At 45.6% G+C, this 18,659-nt stretch carries 21 protein-coding genes; 10 read left to right on the top strand and 11 right to left on the bottom strand.

Annotation, left to right across the window (positions count from 1 at the left end; all coding sequences use genetic code 11):
• Positions 1 to 2: 2 nt before the first annotated feature.
• The 3 genes from OO016_RS01955 to OO016_RS01945 form a co-directional block, all read right to left on the bottom strand.
• Positions 3 to 542, bottom strand: a complete 540-nt coding sequence (locus OO016_RS01955) for a 3-hydroxyanthranilate 3,4-dioxygenase (RefSeq protein ID WP_266010366.1) — start codon at positions 540 to 542, stop codon at positions 3 to 5.
• Positions 543 to 638: 96 nt separating this feature from the next.
• Positions 639 to 1,109: a CAP domain-containing protein gene (locus OO016_RS01950; RefSeq protein WP_266010365.1), complete on the bottom strand. Its 471-nt coding sequence runs from the start codon at positions 1,107 to 1,109 to the stop codon at positions 639 to 641.
• Between the two features lie 205 nt (positions 1,110 to 1,314).
• Positions 1,315 to 1,830: a CvpA family protein gene (locus tag OO016_RS01945; RefSeq protein WP_266010364.1), complete on the bottom strand. Its 516-nt coding sequence runs from the start codon at positions 1,828 to 1,830 to the stop codon at positions 1,315 to 1,317.
• Between the two features lie 119 nt (positions 1,831 to 1,949).
• Here OO016_RS01945 and OO016_RS01940 point away from each other — a divergent pair, with 119 nt between their 5' ends.
• From OO016_RS01940 to OO016_RS01930, 3 genes are all read left to right on the top strand, one after another.
• A complete protein-coding gene (locus OO016_RS01940) occupies positions 1,950 to 2,306 on the top strand; it encodes a hypothetical protein (protein WP_266010363.1) in 357 nt (118 codons plus the stop codon).
• Positions 2,303 to 2,614 carry an antibiotic biosynthesis monooxygenase family protein gene (locus OO016_RS01935; RefSeq protein ID WP_266010362.1) on the top strand — a complete coding sequence of 104 codons (312 nt, stop codon included), beginning with the start codon at positions 2,303 to 2,305 and terminating at the stop codon, positions 2,612 to 2,614. Before OO016_RS01940 ends, OO016_RS01935 begins: the two co-directional genes overlap by 4 nt.
• 132 nt (positions 2,615 to 2,746) lie before the next feature.
• Positions 2,747 to 4,414, top strand: coding sequence for a glycerol-3-phosphate dehydrogenase/oxidase (locus OO016_RS01930; RefSeq protein ID WP_266010361.1), 1,668 nt, complete (start codon positions 2,747 to 2,749; stop codon positions 4,412 to 4,414).
• A 14-nt stretch (positions 4,415 to 4,428) separates the two neighbouring features.
• Here the strand turns inward: OO016_RS01930 and OO016_RS01925 are convergent, their stop codons facing one another.
• Entirely contained in the window at positions 4,429 to 5,430 is a 1,002-nt protein-coding gene (locus tag OO016_RS01925) for an NAD(P)H-dependent glycerol-3-phosphate dehydrogenase (RefSeq protein WP_266010360.1), read from the bottom strand.
• A 115-nt stretch (positions 5,431 to 5,545) separates the two neighbouring features.
• On the opposite strand from OO016_RS01925, the gene OO016_RS01920 reads away from it, so the two are divergent.
• Positions 5,546 to 6,472, top strand: coding sequence for a nicotinic acid mononucleotide adenyltransferase (locus OO016_RS01920; protein WP_266010359.1), 927 nt, complete (start codon positions 5,546 to 5,548; stop codon positions 6,470 to 6,472).
• A gap of 61 nt (positions 6,473 to 6,533) precedes the next feature.
• Here the strand turns inward: OO016_RS01920 and OO016_RS01915 are convergent, their stop codons facing one another.
• Positions 6,534 to 7,397, bottom strand: coding sequence for a helix-turn-helix domain-containing protein (locus tag OO016_RS01915; protein WP_266010357.1), 864 nt, complete (start codon positions 7,395 to 7,397; stop codon positions 6,534 to 6,536).
• A gap of 164 nt (positions 7,398 to 7,561) precedes the next feature.
• On the opposite strand from OO016_RS01915, the gene OO016_RS01910 reads away from it, so the two are divergent.
• Both OO016_RS01910 and OO016_RS01905 read left to right on the top strand, forming a co-directional pair.
• Positions 7,562 to 8,533: a phytanoyl-CoA dioxygenase family protein gene (locus OO016_RS01910; RefSeq protein ID WP_266010356.1), complete on the top strand. Its 972-nt coding sequence runs from the start codon at positions 7,562 to 7,564 to the stop codon at positions 8,531 to 8,533.
• A gap of 78 nt (positions 8,534 to 8,611) precedes the next feature.
• On the top strand, positions 8,612 to 10,141 hold the full coding sequence (locus OO016_RS01905; protein WP_266010354.1) for a SulP family inorganic anion transporter: 1,530 nt from the start codon (positions 8,612 to 8,614) through the stop codon (positions 10,139 to 10,141).
• Positions 10,142 to 10,272: 131 nt separating this feature from the next.
• On the opposite strand, the gene OO016_RS01900 is transcribed toward OO016_RS01905, so the two are convergent.
• The 4 genes from OO016_RS01900 to OO016_RS01885 all read right to left on the bottom strand — a co-directional run bounded on the left by OO016_RS01900 (position 10,273) and on the right by OO016_RS01885 (position 13,620).
• On the bottom strand, positions 10,273 to 10,974 hold the full coding sequence (locus OO016_RS01900; protein ID WP_266010353.1) for an SIMPL domain-containing protein: 702 nt from the start codon (positions 10,972 to 10,974) through the stop codon (positions 10,273 to 10,275).
• A 158-nt stretch (positions 10,975 to 11,132) separates the two neighbouring features.
• Positions 11,133 to 11,609: a c-type cytochrome gene (locus tag OO016_RS01895; RefSeq protein WP_266010352.1), complete on the bottom strand. Its 477-nt coding sequence runs from the start codon at positions 11,607 to 11,609 to the stop codon at positions 11,133 to 11,135.
• A 41-nt stretch (positions 11,610 to 11,650) separates the two neighbouring features.
• Entirely contained in the window at positions 11,651 to 12,613 is a 963-nt protein-coding gene (locus OO016_RS01890; protein WP_266010351.1) for a YheT family hydrolase, read from the bottom strand.
• Between the two features lie 35 nt (positions 12,614 to 12,648).
• Positions 12,649 to 13,620, bottom strand: coding sequence for an NAD(P)H-dependent flavin oxidoreductase (locus OO016_RS01885; RefSeq protein ID WP_266010350.1), 972 nt, complete (start codon positions 13,618 to 13,620; stop codon positions 12,649 to 12,651).
• Positions 13,621 to 13,730: 110 nt separating this feature from the next.
• On the opposite strand from OO016_RS01885, the gene OO016_RS01880 reads away from it, so the two are divergent.
• Positions 13,731 to 14,207 carry an acyl-CoA thioesterase gene (locus OO016_RS01880; protein WP_266010349.1) on the top strand — a complete coding sequence of 159 codons (477 nt, stop codon included), beginning with the start codon at positions 13,731 to 13,733 and terminating at the stop codon, positions 14,205 to 14,207.
• Here the strand turns inward: OO016_RS01880 and OO016_RS01875 are convergent.
• Together OO016_RS01875 and OO016_RS01870 are read right to left on the bottom strand one after the other, a co-directional pair.
• Positions 14,182 to 15,084, bottom strand: coding sequence for a DMT family transporter (locus OO016_RS01875; protein WP_266010348.1), 903 nt, complete (start codon positions 15,082 to 15,084; stop codon positions 14,182 to 14,184). The genes OO016_RS01880 and OO016_RS01875 overlap by 26 nt on opposite strands.
• On the bottom strand, positions 15,081 to 15,434 hold the full coding sequence (locus tag OO016_RS01870; RefSeq protein WP_266010347.1) for an arsenate reductase family protein: 354 nt from the start codon (positions 15,432 to 15,434) through the stop codon (positions 15,081 to 15,083). The genes OO016_RS01875 and OO016_RS01870 overlap by 4 nt, the downstream gene beginning before the upstream one ends.
• Before the next feature lie 82 nt (positions 15,435 to 15,516).
• On the opposite strand from OO016_RS01870, the gene OO016_RS01865 reads away from it, so the two are divergent.
• From OO016_RS01865 to gdhA, 3 genes are all read left to right on the top strand, one after another.
• On the top strand, positions 15,517 to 15,981 hold the full coding sequence (locus OO016_RS01865; protein WP_266010346.1) for a DinB family protein: 465 nt from the start codon (positions 15,517 to 15,519) through the stop codon (positions 15,979 to 15,981).
• A 62-nt stretch (positions 15,982 to 16,043) separates the two neighbouring features.
• Entirely contained in the window at positions 16,044 to 17,198 is a 1,155-nt protein-coding gene (locus OO016_RS01860) for a cystathionine gamma-synthase (protein WP_266010345.1), read from the top strand.
• Positions 17,199 to 17,300: 102 nt separating this feature from the next.
• The gene (gene gdhA / locus OO016_RS01855) at positions 17,301 to 18,644 is read left to right on the top strand and encodes an NADP-specific glutamate dehydrogenase (RefSeq protein ID WP_266010344.1); all 1,344 of its coding nucleotides are present in this window, start codon (positions 17,301 to 17,303) and stop codon (positions 18,642 to 18,644) included.
• The last annotated feature ends 15 nt before the right edge of the window (positions 18,645 to 18,659 follow it).

Genomic DNA, 18,659 nt, shown 5'->3' with positions numbered 1-18,659 from the left:
TCCTATTTTTCAGGCAGGAAACGTTCATCGGTTTCCATAACGGTACCGCATTTATCGCAGGTCCTGAGGCTCTCCGATCCATAGAACGTTTCAAAGTGTCCCAGGAAGTCCTTTTCAATATCATGCAGCTCAAAATAGGCTTCATATAGTTTGTGGTTGCAATTGTCGCAGAACCACATCAGGCCATCCTTAAGGTTCAGATGATCCCTTTTTCTTTCCACAACCAAGCCGATAGAGCCCTCCAGACGAGCCGGGGAATGTGGAATGCCAGCCGGATGTAGATACATATCGCCTGGCCCCAACTTGAAAGTCTTTTTCTTCCCGTCTTCCTGTATGTGAACCTCAATGTTTCCTTCCAGCTGGTAAAACAATTCCTCGGTTTCATTGTAGTGGTAGTCCTTTCGGGCATTGGGTCCGGCAACTACCATTACAATATAGTCTCCGGCATCCTTGTACAAGTTTTTATTGCCCACCGGAGGTTTCAGGGTGTCCCTGTTTTCCTCGATCCATTTGAGCAGGTTAAAGGGGGGTTGAATAGCCATTATGATCTTTTGATGTTAGCAATCCTGAAAAGACGAAACAGCATAGGTTCCGGCTCCAGAAACTAAAAATACAAAAAGCAAAAGTTAGATAGTCTGTTAGCGATAGAAAAGCTGTGTGTAGTAATAATTGCCCGTATTGTCTACTTTGACACTTACCGCAGTATGGGTAAATTCTCCCTCCATGGTTTTTCTGTGGTTGGGGCTGTTCAGCCAACCTTCGAAAGCTTGCTGCGCACTGGGGTAATCCTTGGCAACATTTTCGGAAACATATTCGGCGTTGGTTTCAGCCGCTATACTGGATGCCCTGGAGCTGAAGTGGTCATGGCTCAGGCCTCCTTTGGCGATCATGTAGTCGTTATGCTCATTGGCGTATTCGTAAGCAATGGCACTGAACTCAAGTGCATTAAAGCCCAAAGAAATGCGATGCTCATTTACTGCCTGCAGCAATGCATTTTCAACCTGGACGGCATTCTGGTTTATCTCATACAAAGTTTCTTCCTGTGATTCTTCATTACAGGAAACCACAATGCATAGCAAAAATGCCAGCAACAGCCCGTTGAGTTTCATTTTCATATAGTGTTCTCTCGTATGCCGGGTAGATTTGTCGCAGGGCGGCAACAAAATACCCAAGCGATGAAATGTAAATAAAAGTCGAGGAACTTACACAACTTTCCTTTAAGAGGCTATATTTATCGACGAACGGCCTTGTTTTTTAACCCCTTACAGAAATTTCTGATAGCTCCTGTAGGCTTACAACAGAAGTTGTTCCGGGTCACTGTATTTCCGGATCAGACTCGATTTGGTTGTAATGCGAAATTATGGCCCCAAACACAAAAGCTCCCAGGCTTTTAACCGGCTCATATAAAACAGATTCCCGGGATGATTCACTTTCATACATATTGAGGGACTCATTGGCTTTATCAAAAAAAATCAGGATGGCACCCAGAATAACCGCTACTTTAACGGCACCGAATATTCCTCCGGCAATCTTATTAAGAAGGCCCAGCACGGTGAGGTCTACCACTTTGGTAATTATCTTGCCCCCTATATGGACCAGCAGCACTATGGCGAAAAAAGTGATGATAAAAGCAACAATGCTTACATAGCGCTCATCCCAATCCACGCGCTGTTCAAGGTAGTCCCCGGTGAAATAAGACAGGTGTATGGCCCCGTATAACCCGGCGATCAGTGCTACCAGTGAGGCTATTTCCATAAAAAGACCGTTTCTCAGACCCCTGTAGAACCCGTAAGCCAGCAGTAAGCCCAGGACTATATCTAAGATTCCCATCCCGATGTATTTATTCAAATATAAAGTATTGATTCGTACATTTGGAGCTCTGTCCTGGTGGGTTATCCACGGAGTAATTCACTATTATTTTTTATCCGGAGTCATTTAAAGCGAAGCGTATGTCCAGAGATATTATTCTTAAGGAGCGATGGGAAATGCTGGTAGAGAAGCTGTCTGAAAAGTTCTCAGATGGCGATCCTTTGGAGCTCGATGCCATAATTTACCTCATTGGGCTGCAGGAATTGGGTCAATACCACCGCTCCTTCAAAAAAGATGAGAAGATCAACCTCATGCACATTGCCATATGCCGTTTGCTGGAACCCTATGGCTATTATGAGTTCGATTACTTTGATGATGAGGGCTGGCCGCACTATCTCGTAAAGGAACCCCTTCCCCCACTTAAGGCAGGAGAGCAGTCGGTCCTGATGAAAGAAGCCATTGTAGATTATTTCATAGAGAAAGAGTTTATTCAATGAAGGCTCACAAACCCTACTATGCCGTAATTTTTAGCAATGCGCTATGCGCCAGCACTGAAGGATACCGGGATATGGCAGGCAAGATGGAGGAGCTGGCTAAAAATCAACCGGGTTACCTGGGTTTTGAAACTGCCCGGGAAGAAACCGGGATTTCAATCAGCTACTGGGACAGCCTTGAGGCCATAGCCGCCTGGAAAGCCAATGTTGAGCATGAAGTAGCCCAGGCCATGGGTATTAAGGAATGGTACCAGTGGTATAAGGTGCGTATTTGTCAGGTTCTTCGCGAATACAACTTCAACAGGGAATAACTCCAGCTTTACCTTTTGGTTATCATTAGACCAACCCTTTGACCCCGGCAGTTAAATCCCTTACATTTGCCATAAAGACCTGCTTTAAAGTTGGTATTGCTATAATTTAAGGTCCTGATTTACAGGAAGACTATGAAAGAGAATATCCCATTTTCCAATAAGAACAGGGAAGAGATCCTGAGCAAATTATCCAAAGAACACTTTGATATCCTGGTCATAGGCGGGGGTATCACCGGAGCAGGGATAGCCCTTGACGCCGCTTCCCGTGGGTTAAAGGTGGCCCTGGTAGAGAAAGCGGATTTTGCCTCGGGAACCAGTAGCAAATCCACCAAACTCATCCATGGGGGTCTCCGCTATCTCAAACAATTCGATTTTTGGCTGGTAAAAGAGGTAGGCTCGGAACGGGCCATTGTTCATAAGCTTGCCCCTCACCTTGTACTGCCGGAGAAAATGCTGCTCCCCCTCATTGAAAATGGCTCTTACGGCAAGTGGCTTACGTCTATTGGTCTGAAGGTGTACGATATCCTGGCCCAGGTAAGTGGGGATGACAAGCGCAAGATGCTCGAAAAGAAGGAAGCCCTTAAACTGGAACCTTTGTTGCCCAAAAAAATCCTCAAGGGAGCAGGCCATTACGCAGAATACCGAACAGATGATGCCCGACTAACCCTGGAGAATATCAAAACAAGCCTCGATTACGGGGCCACCGTGTTGAACTATGTGGAGGTTACGGATTTTACCTATGATGGGGAAAAGGTTACCGGGGCCGAAGTTAAGGATCATGTTTCAGGAGAAACCCTTACCATCAAAGCCACTTATGTGATCAGTGCAGCAGGGCCATGGGTAGACAGGTTACGCAGCCTGAACAATTCCCTTAGGGGAAAACGACTGCATCTTACCAAGGGGGTACACCTGGTATTCCCCTATGAAAAGTTACCCGTTAAGCAGTCTGTCTATTTCGATGTTCCCGATGGTCGGATGATTTTTGCCATCCCAAGGGGTAAAGTTACCTATGTGGGCACTACAGATACGGATTATTTGGATGACAAGGACCATGTAACCACCGACCTGGCAGACGCCATTTACCTGATCTCTGCGGTGAACAATATGTTTCCTGATATCAATCTAGAGATGGAAGACATCGAGTCCTCATGGGCAGGCCTCCGGCCACTTATTCATGAAGAGGGAAAATCTGCCTCGGAATTGTCGAGGAAGGATGAGATCTTTACATCGGAAAGCGGCCTGATCAGCATGGCCGGGGGGAAATTGACGGGGTATCGCAAAATGGCCGAGCGCGTGGTTAACCAGGTTGCTGTGAAATTTAAGGAAGATCACAACCGGGATATTCCGTCATGTAAAACCGATACCATTCCCCTTTGCGGAAGTGCCTTTAAAAAATTCAAACATGTAAAGCAGTATATAACCGAAGTTCACGGGCGGATAGCAGGCGATGGTTTTAACGATTATGATGCCTGGTACCTGGTAACTAACTACGGCAAACAAACCGAGCAGATACTTCTGAATTATCAGAATTCAAAGGTCAGTTCGCCCCAGGAACGGATGATCCTTGCCGAGCTGGAATTTGGGCTGGATTACGAATGTATCCTGACTCCCCTGGATTTTTTCATCAGGAGGACTGGCAGACTGTACTTCGATATACACAGTGTCAGAAAATTTGCCGAGCCTGTTCTGGCTTATTTCCAGAAGCACTTCGGCCTGGATAAAAAACAGATTGATAGATGGCGGGACGACCTGGATAGGGAATTAACCCTGCACTCTCAGTTCGACCTGGAACGGGTATAAGGGATAACGGAACTTTAGTCTAAGTTCTCAGTTAACTGCCTGAAAATCCTTTTAGCGCTTTTCTTCTGGTAGAGGATCTCATAAACGGCGTCAATGATGGGCGACTTAACCTTCTTCTTAAAACGACTCTTTAATTCATAAGCAGTTTTAGTGGCATAATAACCCTCGGCAACCATATTCATTTCCATCTGGGCACTCTTTACGGTATATCCCTTGCCAATCATATTCCCGAACATACGGTTTCTGCTGAATGTAGAATAGCCGGTAACCAGCAAGTCTCCCAGATAGGCAGAATTGTTGATATTGCGCTTCATCTTGTGAACCCGTTTGATGTAGCGATCCATTTCCCGTATACTATTGCTCATCAAAACACTCTGGAAATTATCCCCATATCCCAGTCCATGAGCAATACCCGCAGCAAGGGCATAGATATTCTTTAACATGGCAGCATATTCCGTACCGATAATATCATCAGAGATTTTCGTCCTGATATAATCGCTCTGTAAGCATTCCGCTACACGCCTTGCCTTATCCTGATCGTCGCAGGCAATGGTCAGGTAGGACAGCCGTTCCAGAGCTACCTCTTCGGCATGACATGGCCCTGTAATCACACCAATATTTGCAAAGGGAATGCCGTAATGAACGTGAAAATGCTCGCCTACAATAAGGCCTGTTTCCGGTACAATGCCCTTGATTGCAGAAAAAATGATTTTGTCGGCAAAGTTGCCTTCAATCTTGCGCAGCTCGCTTTCCAGGAAAGCCGAGGGAATAGCAAAGATCAGGATTTCGGCTCCGGACACGGCTTTATTGATGTCTGAAGTAAGAATCAGCTGGTCCTTCTCAAATTCCACATCGGTGAGGTAGTTGGGATTATGCCCATGCTTGCGGATGTACGAGACCGAATCCTCGTTGCGCATGTACCATAGCACCCTGGGGACATTTTCGCACAGCATTTTAACTATCGCAGTTGCCCAGCTTCCTCCCCCCAGGACAGCAAATTGAACAGGTTTCCCCATGGTTTTTCTTTAGGATTCAAAAGTAACAAAAATGCAAGGAGGTCTAAAAATCTTAAAATCAGATATTTATAAAATTGGCATAGACCTTGTTTACTATATACCAAATAAAAGAATTATGAGGGCAATAAAACTACTTCCGATTTGGGCTTTACTTGGTATCGCATTTTCTTCGTGCTATACAGAGGTAATTATTGACGATGAAATAATAGTGGAATCACCGCGTAATACAGAGATATTGCTGGAGTCTTTTGACCTCTGGTATGTGGATATCAATGCTTCTTCAGGTAGTGGAGAGGTGCCCTTTTTGCAACAGGCTTTTACCATCACCTTCGATCGCGGCGTATTATGGGCAAACAATAACCTGGTAGGTCTTGGTAAAACAGGAAATGGCCTGGGTATTTCAGTAGGATATTACAGTCCCCTGAACGGCGCTGTGGAGGTAGACCACGATGTGGATGGACTTTGGCTTTTTGACATCTATGTAGTCAATGGCAGTACTATAGAATTATATCATAACCGTACTAATACTTCTTATATCCTTCAGGGCTATCAGAGGCATTCATTTGATTATGACGGCGTGTTCTATGACAATATACAGTACTTCCTGCAGGAGTATACCTTATGGGAAAAAGTCTTTACCAGTGAGGCAGGTGCCCTGAATGATTTTGATGAGGAAACATACTTGCAGTTTCTGCCCGTATCCGGGGGAGGTTTCTTCAGGTCATCCATAGACCCTGCAGGAATTCCGATCGGACAGGTGCAGTGGGATTACGAAGGGGAATACCAGGTGTTTGATGTGCCAAATGATGCCACGCTTAAGACCCTGACTCTGGATTACGACTTTATGGGCAATGATTACTTTGAGCTGTACGTGCCCAATGATAATACGCTGGAACTGTATCATCCCGATAGCGGTACGCTCTATGAATTCAGGGGAAGAGGATTTCAGCAATACCTGAAATCCGGTCAGGGCAACGAGGCAAAGAAGCGCAGCAAGCAGGAATTGCCTGTAATGGACGTGAAACGAAAAAGGCCATTATAGCATAAAAAGACAGTTCATTTTTTTAGTTGGTTAGTTAGTTGAGAACCGCCCCGAAGTATCCTTACATGGGGCGGTTCGCTTTTGAAGCGTAGGTGATTTTAAATTCAGATGGATTTGCCCCCGTAATTTTCTTGAAACTGCGATTGAAATAAGACAGGCTTTCAAAGCCGCATTCGTAACAGGACTCACTGACATTTTTACCCATCAATAGCAACCGCTTGGCCTGGCTAACGCGATACTGGTTTAAAAATTCTATGAAGGTACTTCCGGTGGCTTTTTTGAAATACCGGCAAAAGGCCGGTTTGGTTAAGTTGCACATGGCAGCTACCTCTTCAAGCGTAATTTTATGCTGATATCGCTCGTCAATAAAGCCGTAAATTTTGCGGATTCGTGATTGTTCTTTTTTGCTGTATTTGTTTACGAAAGGCTTTTTATGCAGGAGCTCAAATTCTTTGCTGCCCGACAGTTCGTTCAGAATATGCATAATGGACATAAAGAATTCGAATGGCTTGAGTAGGTGCAGATTTTTCATAAGTTCTCCAACCTCCTTTTTGGTTCTGCCGTGAAAGGCAATACCATACCTGGATAGTTCAAGCAATCGGTCAATAGATTTCAGTTCCGGCAAACCCTCCAGTATATTATCCCTGAATTCGGGTTTAAAGTGCAGGACTTCCTTCTTATAGGATGTGGTAACCCCATGGTCAAAGTTCAAATGGGGGATATTGGACCCAATGAGTACCAGGTCACTCCCCTGGTATTCCGAAATATGATCCCCAACATGCCTTTTGGCATTGGCGCCTTCAATATATACGAGTTCCAGCTCCGGATGGAAATGCCAGTAAAAAAGGTGATTCAATTTAGGATTATGCAAAAGCCTGAAAGGACTTTTGGTATCCGGAGATATGGTCTCTAATTGAATTTTCATTTCTGGGGAAACAGCATGAACAAGCTAAAATTACACAAAATTTACCTAGTAAATCTTAAATGATACAGATAATGTTAATATTATTCAAATTTATATCAATATCACGGTTGAGGTGAACAGATCATACGAGTAGTTTTGGGATGGTAAACTAAAAATTAATGACTATGGATAAGGAGGTAAAAATAGAAATGGCCAACAAGGCACACGAAGAAATTCCAGGCAATCCTTCCACGGCTACCAGCAGTAAAAAGAAATTGAATGACCGTTCCAGCGGGATGCCATTGCGTGTGCTGTCTGAGGACGACTGGGAGTTCTGGATGCATAATGGTTATATAGTCATTAAAAACGCAGTGCCCAAAGAACAGGCCAGGGCAACAGCGGATTTTCTCTGGGAGTTTGATGAAAAGGATCCTGACGATCCTGAGACCTGGTATGCGCCCCCCAGGGCCGAAATGAAGATGAAGGAACTCACAGGTACAGGGATGGTAGAAGTTTACAACCATCAGCACCTATGGAACAACAGGCAAACGCAAAGAGTCTACGATGCCTTTGTGGATGTCTGGGGTACGGAAAAACTATGGGTAACCATAGACCGGGCAAACCTCAATTTTCCACAACGGCCCGGTGAGAACAAAAAAGGATTTATACACTGGGACTACGATCCTGAAACCAGGCCTCAGAATGTTCAGGGCGTCCTGGCCTTATCAGACCAGACCGATGAGGATATGGGGGGCTTTCAATGTATTCCCTGGCTTTACAGGAACTACGATAGCTGGAAACTTACCCAACCGGAAGACCGCGACCATTTTCAACCCGATTTGCAGGGACTGGAGGATAAGATTGTCAAAGTAAAAATGGAAACGGGAGATTTGTTGATTTTCAACAGTACAGAACCCCATGGAATCAGACCTAATAAGTCGCGTAATAAGGTACGTATAGCCCAGTATATTTCCATGATGCCTGCCGAAGAAGACAATGAAGAATTGCGTAACTGGCGCATACATTCCTGGAAGAACCGTGTGGCACCTGAAGGCTATGCCTTTCCCGGGGATCCCAGGAAATGGGAACAAACCAGGTACGGTCGGGCCGAATTGTCAGACCTTGGCGAGAAGTTACTCGGATTGAAGAACTGGTAATAGAGCAGGCATAAATTCATCCTTATTTGCGGTAAGATTGGAGAATAAGGTTACTTTTGGCCCCTTAAAATAAGGGCATTGAAAAAATATCTCAATCTATTCGATTTTTCACAGGAAGTAAACTACAGGACGGAAGTCTTATCCGGTCTTACCGTTGCCCTCGCCCTGGTTCCAGAAGCAATTGCTTTTGCACTGATTGCAGGCTTATCTCCCTTAACCGGGTTATATGCTGCCTTTGTAATGGGTTTGGTTACTTCAATTTTGGGAGGCAGGCCCGGAATGATATCCGGTGCTACAGGGGCCGTGGCGGTTGTTATTGTTTCGCTTGCGGCAGACTATGGTGTTGAATATGTTTTTGCGGCGGTGGTCCTGGCTGGTATCTTGCAGTTAGCGGCAGGCTTCCTCCGATTGGGAAAGTTTATGCGCCTGGTTCCCCATCCGGTAATATTCGGGTTCGTAAATGGTCTGGCCATAATTATCTTCATGTCACAATTGGATCAATTCAAGGTTCAGGAAGGGATATGGATGTCCGGAAACACTTTGTTCATCTTTCTCAGCCTGGTGCTATTGACCATGCTTGTTATATGGGGCCTCCCCAAACTGAGCAAGGTGGTGCCTGCCTCCCTCATGGCGATCTTGCTGATTTTTGGAATCGTGGTAGTATTTGATATAGACACCCGAACCATCGGAGATATAGCCAGTATTCAAGGCGGTTTCCCCCCATTTCATATTCCTGAAATTCCGCTCAGCATAGAAACCCTGCGAATAATCTTTCCTTACGCTGCCATAGTAGCAGGAGTGGGATTGATCGAAAGCCTGCTTACACTCAATATTGTTGATGAGATTACAGAAACCAGGGGAAGAAGCAATAAAGAAGCGGTAGCCCAGGGGGCCGCAAATATCTTATCCGGATTTTTCTCGGGAATGGGAGGTTGCGCCATGATAGGACAAAGTTTGATCAATACTTCTAATGGAGCTCGTGCCCGTTTATCGGGGATTGTGGCAGCTGTTATGTTACTGGTATTCATAATGTTTGGGGCCGATCTTATCGAAAAGGTGCCCATGGCTGCGCTTACAGGCCTGATGATCATGGTTGCACTGGGGACTTTTGAATGGGCAAGTTTGAGGACTTTCAGGCGGATGCCTAAATCTGATGTGCTGGTGATGGTACTGGTAACCCTGGTTACGGTTTTTCTACATAATCTGGCACTTGCTGTATTAGTAGGGGTTATTATTTCGGCACTTGTTTTTGCCTGGGATAATGCAAAACGTATCCGTGCAAGGAAACACATCGATGAAAACGGGGTGAAACACTATGAGATCTATGGACCACTATTTTTTGGATCGGTTGCCCTGTTTAATGAAAAGTTCGATGTCTTAAATGATCCGGATGAGGTGATCATCGATTTTAAAGAGAGCCGTGTGGTTGATATGTCGGCTATCGAAGCCCTAAACAAGATTACGGAGCGCTATCTCAAGGTAGGTAAAAGGGTTCACCTCAGGCATCTCAGCAGGGACTGTAGAAGACTGTTGTCAAATGCAGACAAAATAATAGATGTCAATGTGCTGGAAGATCCCACCTACAAGGTTTTGGTAGATAAGTTCTAAGCCCTGCGGGCATAAATCCCATATTCTACTTCAAAATTAACGCTGCCGATCATTCGGGTCTTTAAGGAAGGACATTCTGAAATCACCGGGAACATAACCCCTTTTCCTGTTTCTTAATGGGGTGATTTGATTTATTCCATGGCAAACTTTACGGACAGCTGTGTTTCAATCCTGATTTTACTGAACTCTACATCCATAGGCTCAGATTTAGTCATTACCACCATTTCCTGTAACCCTCTTCTTGAATCTGTAAAATTCCTTTCAAAATATTGAATATGGAGAGCCTTCCCAAGCTGCTGTCCGATGGCTTTTACTAGACTACTACCCTGTTGTTTGGCTTTCAAAAGGGCTTTGATGCGCAAAGCCATTTTTAGTGATTCCATCTGGGAATATTCAGTCTTCTGCAGGCTGATATTAGATATACCAACAGTCTCCATCCCTTTGAGTACCTGTCCAACGGAAAGTCCATCATACACTACAAGCGTGTAGGCCTTCTCTTTTTGTATATCGGTTTTTCGAAGAAAATACTTTTTAAAATCGCTGCCCAGGTCGGACAGGCTCAATTGTGTGTCCAGGTCTATCCCAAGGCTTTTAAGTTTGGCAGCCATTCGGTTTTCCAGTTCCTCAACAGATGTCCTTCCTTTGGTATCGGCTTCTGTTAGGACAATATTGAGATAAATACGATCTGGCACTACAAGGGTATCTACCGTGGTTGTAGTTTCCAGATAGGGCTGGTCAATAAAGTTCTTTTGCTGTGCAACAGCAGGAAGACATAGTAAAAAACTTGTGCCCAGAAAAAGGAATAGTCGAGTGGCAAAGCCGTAATTTTTCATGATGAATATATTTATGTTAAACGTCCTTCCGAGTTAATTCAAGAGTCGTGCCGTTTTATAAAGATAGGGGATTTCCATGCCTTAATCAGGACAAATAAAAAAGCGCAAACAACCCTTACCCCGGTTATTTGCGCCTTATTTAGCTATTTGTACTTTTCCTAAAGAGTTCGCAGGTACTCGGCAATTTCCCTTGCATCTTCTTCGCTGAGGTTCTGGTTGGTCATAACCATGTTGTTGTATTCCTTTAGCAAAGCCTTCGCTATGGGATCTTCCTCTAGCATACCACCAGGATTCAGGAGCATATTCATTACCCATTCAGGGCTTCGACGTTCGTATATCCCCTTCATGGCAGGGCCGATCATACGCTGATCTGTCATATGGCAGGCCGTACATATCATATTGAAAGTAGCCTCCCCTTTAGCTGCCAGTTCTTTGTTGATTTCACTGTCGAAGGTGAGTTCTTTAATAGGGCCAATTCCCTTGTTGTCCATATCGATCGCAACATTACCAGATTCCTGATCTTTGCTAACCTCAGTTTTTGCATTGTTGGCATCGGAGGAATCCTTTTTTTCCTGTTTACCGCCGCAGGCAACGAAGACCGTAGCCAGGGCAATCCATATTAATTTTCTGTACATAGTATTTGTTTTGGAGGCACTAATATACCAAAAATGCCAACTTATAGGAATTCGGATACAAAGCTCAGGCTAACCTTTTCAGAATAAGAGATATTTCCCTGCTCAATAAAACCTACATGACCCCCATGCCGGGGCATGCGCAGATAAAGTTTGGGATTCTTTTCAGCCTCTTGTTGCGGGTAACAGGCTTCCCCAAGGAAAGAGTCGTCCAGGGAATTTATGATCAGGGCCGGCACCTGGATACCATTCAGGAATTGCCCGCTGCTGCATTTTTCATAATAATCCAGTGCATCCCTGAAACCATGGGCCTTACTGGTATAGAGATCATCGAAATCCTTCAGAGTTCTGATGTTTTGAATTTGTTCATCCGTAATGAGCTCGGGGTATAATTTTTGTTTGGCCCGGAGTTTGGCAATGAGGTGATTGCGGAACCGGTGGGCATAGGCCCAGTTTTTTGGTTTTAGCAGCTGTATTAAGGAATCGTGAAGATCGCAGGGCACAGACACTCCAATGGCCGCTTTTACTTCTTTGGGAACAGTACGTCCCTCTCCCAAATATTTCATAGCCATGTTGCCCCCGAGGCTAATGCCTTTTATAAGAATATCCGTGTATTTCCCTGTTTCAAGGATATGCAGGATAACAGCATGCAGGTCTTCCGTAGCCCCGGAATGATAGGAACGATAAAGACGATTCGTCTCCCCGCTGCAACCCCTGAAATTAACTGCGCAGGCATCTATGCCTGCCCGGTTAAATATTTTAGCGCTACCTGTAATGTAAGGCCTTTGGCCATGCCCTTCTAGTCCGTGAAGCAGGACAGCAACTTTTTGGGAGGGTTTTTCGGCATAGCTCCAGTCCAGGTCCATAAAATCCCCGTCTTCAAGTTCCAGGCGTTCCCGCTCCTGGTTTATCCCGTCTACCCTGCGGAAAAGGCCGGCGTAAATGGTTGCAGCATGCCCATTCCTGAAAAGCAGGGGAGGGTTGTAAGGACTTGGCAGTACGGGCATCGGTAAAGAAAATAATTCTTCGGTCAGGTTTATCTTTAAGAGTACTTTTTCAGGATCTTTGTCTGATCTTCGAGTGCCTCCAGAAACTCTTTGCGGAGTAGCGCTACCAGCTCTTCCACGGGTAACACATCCTCAATGGTGGCCACGCCCTGCCCGGCAGACCAGATGGTTTTCCAGGCCTTGGCTTCTGTGTCCAGTTCTTTGCCAAAATCAACCTTGTGGTCCTTGGTCAGATCCTCCTGCCTAATTCCCGCGGCCTGAAGGCTTGCCGCCAGGAAATTGGCGTGTACGCCAGAAATAGCGGCGGTATAGACAATATCACTTGCTCCGGATTCAATGATCATTTTTTTATAATCTTCGGGGGCCTTGCTCTCGGTTGTATTGATAAACCGGGTACCCATATAGGCCAGGTCTGCCCCCATTTGCAGGGCGGAAGCTATATCTCTTCCGGTACTGATACATCCTGAAAGTATGAGTGTTTTCTTAAAAAACTTACGGACCTCTGCCACTAAAGTCATGGGATTGAGGGTGCCAGCATGTCCCCCCGCACCTGCAGCCACGAGGATAAGGCCATCCACTCCGGCTTCGGCAGCTTTCTGTGCATGTCGTTTCTTAATGATATCGTGAAATACGAGTCCCCCGTAACTATGCACGGCATCCACTACCTTGGAAACTGCACCAAGTGAGGTGATAATCAGGGGCACACTATGCTTTATGCATAACTTCAGATCGGCTTCCAGCCTGGGGTTGGTGGGATGTACAATGAGATTCACTCCAAAAGGGGCTGGTTTCCTGCCGGTTTCCTGTTCAAATTTTTCAAGGGCTTCTTTGATTTCTATAAGCCATTCCTCAAACCCTTCACTGGTTCGCTGGTTAAGTGCCGGAAAAGTCCCAACAATTCCTTGCTTGCAACAGGAAATAACGAGTTGGGGCCCCGATATTAAGAACATGGGAGCCGCAATTGCGGGAAGTGACAGGGAGTCAATAAAAGGTGCCTTGGTATCCATATTTTTTGTTGTGAGCTTAAAAATAGGCATAATATTAAAGCTCCTTTAGCAGCTGTTAGGTAAAACTGTAGTATTTTTGATTTCCTATGCACGCATAATAAATCGTATTGATGTATTTTAAAGAGTTTGAAGTTCGCTGGAACGATCTGGATGCCAACTGGCATTTGGCCAATAGTTCCTACATGAGTTTTATGAGCCACACCCGGATGTCTTTCCTTGAAGGACTTGGCTTTGATCATGCCGCCCTGCAGGAACATCAGATCGGGCCTGTTGTGTTTTACGAGCATATGTACTATTTCAGGGAGGTTCTTCCCGGCACGGCAGTTCGCGTATCGCTCGAGGTTATGGGATTAAGTGAAGACGGGATGTATTTTGAGTTTCACCACAATTTCTATGATCACCAGGGGCGCCATCTGGCTCATTGCGAACTAATTGGTGGATGGATCAGTCTGAAGACCCGCAAACTGATCCCCCTGGAAGCAAGATTTCTTTCTGCCTGGGACAAGGTTGAAAAGCCTGAAGGATTCCGTATACTGACGGCTGCGGATACCCGTAAATATGCTAAACGTCCCCAGGATTTGGCTTAGGTCGTTTACTCACCAGATAAACCCCAATCAGCACCAGAATAGCGGCTCCGGCCTTAACGCCATTTAAACTGTCTCTTCCACTGATCAGGGCGAAGATGATACCGATAAGGGGTTGCAGGTATACAAAAGCACTTACCGTGGAGGCCTTAAGCTGGGTAAGGGCATAAGCATTGAACAGGTAGGTACAGAAGGTAGTGCCAACGACCACAAAGCCAATTTTCCAAATAGCTTCCCATGGGAGTGTTGCCCAGGATATCTCAAGAAATTCAGGCAGGGTAACAGGCAAATTCAATCCTACTCCAATCAGAAAAAGCCACTTCATCAGCGTAAAGGGATGGTATTTTTCCACCAGGGTTTTTACCAGTATGAGGTAAAGTGCAAAAAAGAGGGCATTAACCAGGAAAAGAATATTTCCAAGTGGGATATTGGGGGCATCCCCCCGGATCTCATTGCCATAGAGTACCAGTACAAGCGCCCCGGCCAGACCTGTTAGGATGCCTATACCTTTTACCAGGCGGATCTTTTCCTCGATCAAAAATGCAGAGAGCACAACTACTATGATGGGAGTTGTGGTAACCAGCACAGAACTGTTTATGGGCGTGGACAGGTCCAGTCCTTTGAAGAATGACAACATATTAATGGCCATCCCGAAAAGGGAACAGACGATTAACCTGCCCCAATCTCTTCTTTCAATTCTTTCTTTAGGACCCAGAAATGAAACAGCCCAGAAAAGTATGGAAGCCCCTACTACCCGCAGTAATATAAAAGCAAAAGGGCCAACATAGTAAGGCATTACACCTTTGGCAATGGTATGGTTAAGCCCATATATAGTGGTGGCTCCAAGGGCAGCCAGTAAAGCGAGATTTCGTTTGCTCAAGTATGGAGTTTTTCTTTGGCCGCCTGCACGGTCTTTTTGCTGTTCCCTATAAAGATTTCCCCTTCAATGACTATAACCGGCCTTTTGAGAAAGGTGTAGTGCTCTAGGATAAGGTTTTTGAAATCGGATTCTCCAAGGTTTTTATCCTTCAGGTTTCGTTCTTTATACAATCGCGCCCTTTTGCTGAAAAGAGCCTCGTAACTTCCGGCCAGTTCAAAAAGTTGCTGGATCTGTTCTTCCGTTATCGGGGTTGTTTTAATATCCTGTAAAGCCATTCCTTCCATAGGTTGCAGCTCCTTTAGGATACGTTTACAGGTATCACAACTGCTGAGATAGTATATCTTGTTCATAACACGCCAGGGTGGATATTGATTTTAACGCAAAGAAACCTAATTACCCTCAAATATTTTATATTTAATCAAATCTTCTGCCATGGAATACCTGTTTACCATACTGCTCCAGAACCGCAAATTTCTTTATTCTATTCTACGGAAAACACCCAGGGAGGAGCTTTTCCAAATACCGGATGGATTTCGAAATCACATCTACTGGAATATTGCCCATGTGGTGGTTACCCAGCAGTTGATTACTTATGGTCTGAGCAATTTATCGCTGCATGTGGGCGCCGAATTGGTAGCCAAATACAGCAAGGGGACGGTTCCTGAATCCGTTACTGTTTCTACTGAGGAGCTTGAAGAGTTGCAGAAATTGCTTTTTTCCACACTCGAACAGACGCAGCAGGATTACCGGGATGGACACTTTAAAGCGTACCAGTCGTATACAACCAGTGCCAATGTAACTTTAACTTCTGTAGAGGAGGCCCTTGCTTTTAATGTATATCACGAAGGCCTGCACCTGGGGGCTATACTGGCCTTGCAGAAAGCACTGAGCAATTGAGGACTTTTGCCCCATGGCAAACTCCTCCGGATACGATACCTTTGTTTTTCTAATTTCACAATATGAGCGAGCAGCAATTGCATTTCAACAGTAAGACTATTCACGGGGGTCAGGAACCAGACAAGGCCTATGGAGCAGTTATGCCTCCAATTTATCAAACATCTACTTATGCCCAGTCTACGCCTGGCGGCCATAAAGGCTACGAATATTCGAGAAGTGCTAATCCCACACGTACGGCCCTGGAACGTTCACTGGCCAGTATCGAGAATGGCACATACGGCCTGGCCTTCGCCAGCGGGTTGTCTGCCATTGATGCGGTGGTAAAGCTTCTGGCACCCGGAGATGAGGTGATATCCACCAACGACTTGTACGGGGGTAGTTACAGGCTTTTCAGGCAGGTTTTTGAAAAGTTCGGGATACAATTCCACTTCATTGGCTTACAGGACCTGGATGCGGTTGAATCAAAAATTAATGAACGTACCAGGCTCATATGGGTTGAAACCCCTACCAACCCCATGATGAATGTGGTTGATATATCCGGAATTTCAGTGCTGGCCAAAAAGCACGATATTCTGCTAGCCGTAGACAATACTTTTGCCACCCCTTATTTACAAAGGCCACTGGACCTTGGTGCGGACATAGTCATGCACTCTGCCACCAAATACCTCGGTGGTCACAGCGATGTGGTAGTGGGAGCACTGGTTGTTAATGACAAGGCCCTTGCAGAAAGGCTTTACTTTATCCAGAATGCGAGCGGTGCCGTTTGCGGACCCATGGACAGTTTCCTTGTTTTGCGCGGGATTAAAACGCTTCATGTCCGTATGCAGCGCCATTGCGAAAACGGAAGGGAGATTGCCCAATTTTTAAAAACTCACCCTAAAATCGAAAAGGTATACTGGCCAGGTTTTGAAGACCATCCCAACCATCATATCGCTAAAAGTCAAATGGCCGACTTCGGGGGGATGATTTCTTTTATACCCAAAGGGGGCAGTTATGACGAAGCCATTCGTATTGTTGAACGGCTCAGGGTCTTTACCCTCGCTGAGTCTCTCGGGGGAGTGGAAAGCCTGGCCGGACACCCTGCCAGCATGACTCATGCCAGTATCCCGAAAGATGAACGGGAGAAGAGCGGGGTGGTGGATGCACTTATAAGGTTAAGCGTGGGAATAGAGGACTTCAGGGACCTGATAGCCGACCTTGAACAGGCCCTGGGCTAGGACTTGATGAATTTTTAAAAAAAGAGGGGTAAAATTGTAGAAATACTATAATTTTGCCCCTAAATTTTTAATTCCTCAATAACTGAAACAATTAATATACTGATGGAAGAAATTATTCAAAATTTCATGGAAGAGGTCAGGATCCGGAACGGACATGAACCTGAATTCCTCCAGGCCGTTCAGGAAGTAGCTGAAACGGTAATTCCCTACATTGCAAAGCATGATATTTACTACGGGAAGAATATCCTGCTTCGTATGGTAGAGCCGGAGCGGCTCATTTCCTTTCGCGTGGCCTGGGTAGACGACAAAGGTGAGATTCACGTGAACCGGGGTTACCGGATCCAGATGAATTCGGCCATAGGCCCTTACAAGGGAGGACTGCGTTTCCACCCATCGGTAAATGCGAGCATATTAAAATTCCTGGCCTTTGAGCAGGTGTTTAAAAATAGCCTGACCACCCTGCCTATGGGCGGTGGAAAAGGAGGTTCCGATTTTGATCCCAAAGGAAAATCTGATGATGAGGTAATGCGCTTTTGTCATGCCTTTATGAGCGAGCTATGCAGGCATATTGGCCCCAATACAGATGTCCCTGCTGGGGACATTGGTGTGGGTGCCCGTGAAATTGGATTCCTCTTTGGAAAGTATAAGATGATACGAAACGAATTCACCGGGGTGCTGACCGGAAAGGGCCTTTCCTGGGGAGGGTCCTTGATACGCCCTGAGGCTACCGGCTATGGAACCGTTTATTTTGCACAGAGCATGCTGAAAACCCGCAATGAAGATTTTGACGGGAAAGATGTGGTGATTTCCGGATCCGGGAATGTAGCGCAATATGCCGCAGAAAAAGTATTACAGCTCGGAGGTAAAGTCCTCACGCTTTCAGATTCGGGCGGATATATTTATGATAAGGACGGTATTGATGAGGAAAAGCTGGCCTTTGTGATGGACCTCAAGAATAACAAAAGGGGAAGGATCTCCGAGTATGTAGATAAGTACCCAGGAGCTACCTACCACAAGGGGGAGAAACCATGGGGAGTTAAGTGCCATGTTGCCCTGCCCTGTGCCACACAGAATGAATTAAATGGCGAAGAGGCCAAAACCCTGATTGAAGGAGGATGTATCTGTGTGGCTGAAGGAGCCAACATGCCTTCCACTCCTGAAGCTATTCATGCATTCCACGAAGCAGAGATTTTATTTGCGCCCGGCAAGGCTTCCAATGCAGGAGGTGTTGCCACCTCAGGTCTGGAGATGTCTCAGAATTCCCTGAGGATCAGTTGGACCAGGGATGAGGTAGACGAACGGCTCAAGGATATTATGGAAAAGATTCACAACTCCTGCCTGGAATACGGTATGGAGGAAAATGGGTACTGCAACTATGTGAAAGGAGCTAACATTGCCGGCTTCGTAAAAGTAGCAGACGCCATGCTTGCCCAGGGGGTAATCTGAAGCAATCCGCTGAAC

The sequence above is a fragment of the Lentiprolixibacter aurantiacus genome (assembly GCF_026241225.1).
GTDB lineage: Bacteria > Bacteroidota > Bacteroidia > Flavobacteriales > Flavobacteriaceae > Lentiprolixibacter > Lentiprolixibacter aurantiacus.
The sequence above is the reverse complement of the archived record's forward strand: the minus strand, read 5'-3'. Positions and strand labels throughout refer to the sequence as shown.